The 3,848-nt window shown below is 59.4% G+C and carries 4 protein-coding genes; 1 reads left to right on the forward strand and 3 read right to left on the reverse strand.

Annotated features, from left to right (window positions below; genetic code table 11):
* Nucleotides 1-172: 172 nt before the first annotated feature.
* Nucleotides 173-616 carry a VOC family protein gene (locus tag I8N66_RS36545; RefSeq protein WP_291165295.1) on the reverse strand — a complete coding sequence of 148 codons (444 nt, stop codon included), beginning with the start codon at nucleotides 614-616 and terminating at the stop codon, nucleotides 173-175.
* A gap of 332 nt (nucleotides 617-948) precedes the next feature.
* On the opposite strand from I8N66_RS36545, the gene I8N66_RS36550 reads away from it, so the two are divergent.
* The gene (locus tag I8N66_RS36550; RefSeq protein ID WP_291165304.1) at nucleotides 949-1,857 is read left to right on the forward strand and encodes an alpha/beta hydrolase; all 909 of its coding nucleotides are present in this window, start codon (nucleotides 949-951) and stop codon (nucleotides 1,855-1,857) included.
* Here I8N66_RS36550 and I8N66_RS36555 read toward each other — a convergent pair.
* The gene (locus I8N66_RS36555; protein WP_291165298.1) at nucleotides 1,854-2,762 is read right to left on the reverse strand and encodes a LysR substrate-binding domain-containing protein; all 909 of its coding nucleotides are present in this window, start codon (nucleotides 2,760-2,762) and stop codon (nucleotides 1,854-1,856) included. The two genes, I8N66_RS36550 and I8N66_RS36555, sit on opposite strands and share 4 nt — an antisense overlap.
* A 79-nt stretch (nucleotides 2,763-2,841) precedes the next feature.
* Complete coding sequence (locus I8N66_RS36560; protein WP_291165301.1) at nucleotides 2,842-3,759, reverse strand: LysR family transcriptional regulator; 918 nt, start codon at nucleotides 3,757-3,759, stop codon at nucleotides 2,842-2,844.
* Between the last annotated feature and the right edge of the window lie 89 nt (nucleotides 3,760-3,848).

The raw sequence follows: 3,848 nt of genomic DNA on the forward strand, positions 1-3,848 counted from the left end.
AGCGCCGTGTGACTTGCCCGTTAGTCTTGTTTTCCAGGTTCATTTCAGAAACTCCTGTCCGCTCACTCAGAAAGCGCATTGGAGAGATCCGTGCAGGCTCTTGATGAGAAGATACGCTGAATCAGGTCGGGCGGGAGCCTCGTCGCACGCGGCGGCTCCCGCGCTCCATTGATCATCGGGCCTCGTCGGGACCTTTGCGGTAGACGAGAAACTTGTTGCCTTCGGGATCGCGGAAATAGGCACAATAGGGGTCGCCGCCATCCGGACCTCTCGGACCGGGAGCGCCCTCGTCGGAACCTCCTGCTTCCAATGCCGTGGCATGAGCCTGGTCTACCTGGGCGCGAGAGCGCGCTTCAAAGGCGACCATGGTGCCATTGCCCGCAACCGCCATCTCTCCGTTAAAGGGCTTCGTCACACCGAATTCGAGGGTACGGTGGCCGTAATAGACGGCGCGCCCGGGTTGGACGAGTACGCGACCGATGCCGAAGACGGCAAGGAGCTTGTCATAATAAGCCGCTGCGGCATCGAGATCGTTCGTGCCAACGGTCGAATGGCCGGCAAGCGCTCTTGTCCCTTCCGGAGCCTCTTTCTGCGGGGAGGCAGTGATGTCGTTCATTTTCCTCAATCCTTTCGTCGCGAGCGACTGTCTCGTCTCGCTGGTTCGTTCGGGATCGTCGGTTGAACACCGGCGATCGATGAATGACGGGAATCTACGGACGACGTCCGCTGTCCGGTACTGAGCAAATCTGAGAGCCATCCTCTCGCTTGAATGCACAGCGTCCACTCGAGAGCGCATCCGTCCGCATTCAAGAGGGAGCCTCTCAAAAACTCCATCTGCCGACCGATTGCTCGATGCCCGATGCTCTGGTCACACTCACCATACGGAGACAGGAAGGACCTAAAGACATGGCATCGCTCAAGACCTTCGTCGCAACAGCTTCTGTGATCATGGCATCAACCGCACCAGGACACGCCGAGACCGCCGGCATCGCGACGACCCCGAGGATCGACTTCATCACGATCGACGAGAACATAACGCTCCGACGGATGGTTTCCCGTGTTGGCAATCCCAACGGCACGGTTCTCTTCCTGCACGGGTTTCCGGAGACACTGGCCGTCTGGACGAAGATCACGGAAACTCTGGGCGCACAGTACGAAGTGCATGCGTTCGATTGGCCTGGCTACGGCCAGTCGTCGCGTCCGTCCCCGGAGCGGTTCTCCTATTCTCCAAGGGACTATGCCAAGGTTCTGAAGGCCTATATCGACAGATCGGGCGTCGACCGGTCGAATTTGGTCATCTACGCCTCGGACATCGGCAGCCTCCCTGCCCTCCTTCTCGCCCTCGACGAACCGACGGTCGCGCAGAAGATCATCGTCGGCGACTTTGCGCCGTTCAACCGGCCACATTGGATGTACGAGAGCCTGCAAAATCTGAAGGCCGAACCGACGGCAACACCGACGCGGGCCTATATGAACAAGACTGGCGACGAGATCTTGGCGAACGTTTATCGGCGCGGCCTTGCACCGGAAAACCAGTTCGACCTGTCCTCCGAAGTGCAATCGGACATGAAGGATTCCTGGCAGCGTGACGGGGTGACGACCGCCAACGCCTTCGCATCCTATTACGCCCACTTCACGCGTGATCAAGATTATCTCGAGGCCAATCTGTTTAGGCTCAAGACCCCGATCAAGGTGATCTGGGGCGAAAGGGACATCTTCATCAAACCGGAGATGGGCAAGGAGTTCGCCGATCGGACCCGTTCGCAGTTCGCCGTTCTGAAGGGTATCGGCCACTTCCCGCACCTTCAGGATCCGGCACGAACAGTCGACGAAGTTCGCCAGGCCTTCGCCGACTAGACCTGCATAGTTTCACCTCGCCCGAAGACGGTGCGAAGGCGAGGCAAGGTCCAGTCAATGAAGGAGCGCACCTTCAACGTGAGCATGCCCTGACCGGAATAGACGATGTGGATCGATCTCGAAGTGCCGTCGAAACCCTCCAGAACCGGCACGAGGGCGCCAGACGCCAACTCGTCCGGAACCTGGTAATCGAACAAGCGGGCGATGCCCGCTCCACCGACCGCCGCGGCCACGCAATTGGCCGCGGTATTCACCTCAAGGCGATTGCGAGGAACGGCTTCCACCGGGCGGCCGTCGACATCGAACGTCCAGAAGAACGTCCGCTTGTTGAAGAGTATTCCGTCATGGCTTTCAAGATCGCCTGGATGCAACGGCACACCCCGGCGCTCAAGATATACCGGGCTGGCGCAGGTCAGCAGGCGAAACTCTCCCGCCTTGACCGCATAGAGCGAACTGTCCGCGAGGTCGCCGAGGCGAATGGCGATATCGACCTGTTCGTCGACAAGATGCACCGTTCTATCGAGCGAAAGGAGGTTCAGGGATACCTCCGGGTGCCTCTCCATGTAGCCAAGCGCGATCGGCATGATGTAGCGGGCGCCGAACTCGACCGGCATGGTGATCGTCAGCGTGCCGCGCGGTGTCTGGTATTCGCCCGAGGCTCGCCGCTCCGCCTCTTCCAAATCGCCCATAATCTTCCGGGCCGCGTCGACATATTCCCTGCCCGCATCGGTGAGTTGAAGGTTGCGGCTGGTGCGCACGATGAGGCTCGCCCCCAGGTGCCGTTCGAGTTCGGCAACCTTGCGACTGACGCTCGGCAGCGGGGCATTCAGTTTCCTGCTCCCTGCTGAGATACTGCCAGCATCGACGACTGCGAGCAGCATTTTCATTGCTTCGAGGCGATCCATGATGCCCTCGCCAATTTGACTCTGATTGCTTCGCGCCGTGACCCCCTTTCGCCCTGCCAAAAGGCAAAGCACTCATGCGTCACTTCACCTGCAATTGTTCCGAAATCCGACCGGAAAGTGCGCGCTGCCCTTGCTTCACGATCGTCTCGAGGAAATCGCCGACAACACGAATGCGTTTGGTGTCGCGAACCCCTTCATGAACGACAAGCCAAATGGCTTCCTCCTGCCTGCAAATGTCGGGTTTGACCCGGACAAGCTGTTCCTCCGTATCCGCAAGGATACACGGCAATACGCCGAGGCCGTTGCCCGCCTTCATCGCGAGCACCTGCGCCTGCATCGTATCGACCGTCAGGTTGGCTATGCCGCTTTCGACCCACGAGCGCAGGGTCTTGGGCAGGACAAGGAACGACAGGGGATCGCCCCAGGTAATCAGCCTATGGCCGGTGATCGGCAAATGATCTTCCCGGACGGGGTGGCTCTCAAGATAGGCTCTCGACGCGTAGAGGCCGAACGCGATCGTGCCGATCCGGCGCACCACATAGTTGCCCTGCTCGGGGCGGCAGAGCCGAAGGCCAATATCCGTCTCTCGCTGCGGAATCTGGGCGAAGGACGTGGCGTTGACCGAAACGCCCAACGAAAGATCGGGATAGGCTTCCTGCAAAGCAGACAGGTTTGGCATCAGCAGATGATGTGCGAGCGTTTCGACGGTGATAATCCGAACCGTCCCCGAGACACGACCGTCCTGACCAAAGAAGCTGCCTTCAAGTTCGCGCATGGCGGTTTCAATCGCCGTTGCTTTTTCGACCATCGCCCTGCCTGCGTCAGTGAGCTCATAGCCGTCCGACCGGCGCTCAAACAGGCGCGTCTTGAGTGCATATTCGAGCGTCTCTATCCGGCGCGCCACCGTCGAAGCACTGGCCTTCACCTCACGCGCAGCGCCGGTGAGGCCGCCCTGGCGTGTCACTGCAAGGAAGTAGCGGACATCGTTCCAGTTCATGTTTCTATTTTTCGAAAACCGTCTTGCGAACTTATGCGTCGAAGCGTGTGAAGGGAAGGATTATCCCCTTAAGGATCGTGGAAACGGAG

This window comes from Ensifer sp. SSB1 (assembly GCF_016652895.1).
Classification (GTDB): Bacteria; Pseudomonadota; Alphaproteobacteria; order Rhizobiales; family Rhizobiaceae; genus Ensifer.